The following is a 1,417-nucleotide window of genomic DNA, read 5'->3' as shown; positions in this document are numbered from 1 at the left end:
GAGCTATCGCTAAATTTTGGTGACGGCCTGGCCGGTTAGGCGGCGGCGGTTATGGGCTGACGGTCAGTCGGCTTGGCGATGACCTCGATCCCGTCGTTGAATGTCACACCGAGAACGAGTTTTGGCAACTGGTTGTGGCCATCGAGACGACGCCAGCTTTTCTGCGCGGCCTCAAGCAGTTTGAAGACCATCGCGAGCGCCGTCCTGTTGGACAGGCAACCCTTCGATCGGATCGTGCGGTGGCGCACGGTAGCGAAGGTGCTTTCAATGGGATTGGTCGTTCGCAGGTGCTTCCAGTGCTCGGCCGGGAAGTCGTAGAACGCCAGTAGCGTGTCCCGGTCCTTGCTCAGGCAGTCGGCCGCCTTCTCGTATTTGGGCGTGTAGCTCTCGATGAAGGCGTCGAACGCCAGCTCGGCGGCGGCCTTGGTTTCGGCCATCCAGATCTCCTGCAACGCGCGTTTGGCCTTCGGCTGCTGGCTCTTCGGCAACTTGGCGATCACGTTGGCGGTCTTGTGCACCCAGCAGCGCTGCTCGCGCGTTCTCGGCCAGACCTCACCGGCGGCCTTCCAGAACCCGAGCGCGCCGTCGGCGATGGCGAGCTGCGGCGGCACGTCGAGCCCGCGCCGCTTCAGGTCGAGCAGCAGATCGCGCCAGTCCTGCGCGCTCTCGCGGGCACCATCGGTGAAGCCGACCAGTTCCTTGCGGCCTTCCGGCGTCGCGCCGATCAGCACCAGGATGCACTGCTTTTCGTCTTCGAGGCGTGCCTGGAGATGGATGCCGTCGGCCCAGATGTAAACGTAGCGCTTCGCCGACAGATCGCGCCTCTGCCACGCGGTGTGTTCGTCAAGCCAACCGTCCTTCAGGCGGCCGATGGCGGATGCCGACAGCCCGGCAGCATCCTTGCCGAGCAGCGCCGCCAGAGCCTCGGAGAAGTCGCCGGTGGAGATCCCCTTCAGGTAAAGGATTGGCAGCAGCGTCTCGATCGATTTCGAGCGGCGCATGTAGGGCGGCAGGATCGACGGAGAGAACCGGATGCGGTCGGGGTCGGTAGCGTCCGCCTCGCGATCGCGTACACGCGGCTGGCGGACGGCGACCGGACCGATACCGGTCATCACCTCGCGTTCCGGCAGGTGACCGTGGCGCACGACGCGCTGGTGGCCATCCGAAGTCTTCAAATCGGCATGCTTGCCGAGAAAGTCCGCGACCTCGGCCTCGACCGCCTGGGCCAACAGCGCACGCGCTCCATTGCGCAAGATTTCGGTGAGTTGATCGTCGACGTTTCCTGGCTGAATCAGCTTGATGATGTTATCTTTGGACACGGCATATCGCTCCTTCGGTGGAGAAGTGGAGGCTTCAAGCACCCCCACGATATGCCGCCTTCCCGATTCCCACCGTCACCAACTTTCAGCGATAGCTC

General features: G+C 63.6%; 1 protein-coding gene. It reads right to left on the bottom strand.

The annotated features are described in order from the left end of the window. Window positions 1–35 precede the first annotated feature (35 nt). Window positions 36–1,319 (bottom strand): IS256 family transposase, encoded by a 1,284-nt coding sequence (locus GWE18_RS41840; RefSeq protein WP_275191293.1) that lies wholly within the window; start codon window positions 1,317–1,319, stop codon window positions 36–38. Window positions 1,320–1,417: the final 98 nt, after the last annotated feature.

Source organism: Bradyrhizobium sp. CSA112, assembly GCF_029051645.1.
GTDB lineage: Bacteria > Pseudomonadota > Alphaproteobacteria > Rhizobiales > Xanthobacteraceae > Bradyrhizobium.
The sequence above is the reverse complement of the archived record's forward strand: the minus strand, read 5'-3'. Positions and strand labels throughout refer to the sequence as shown.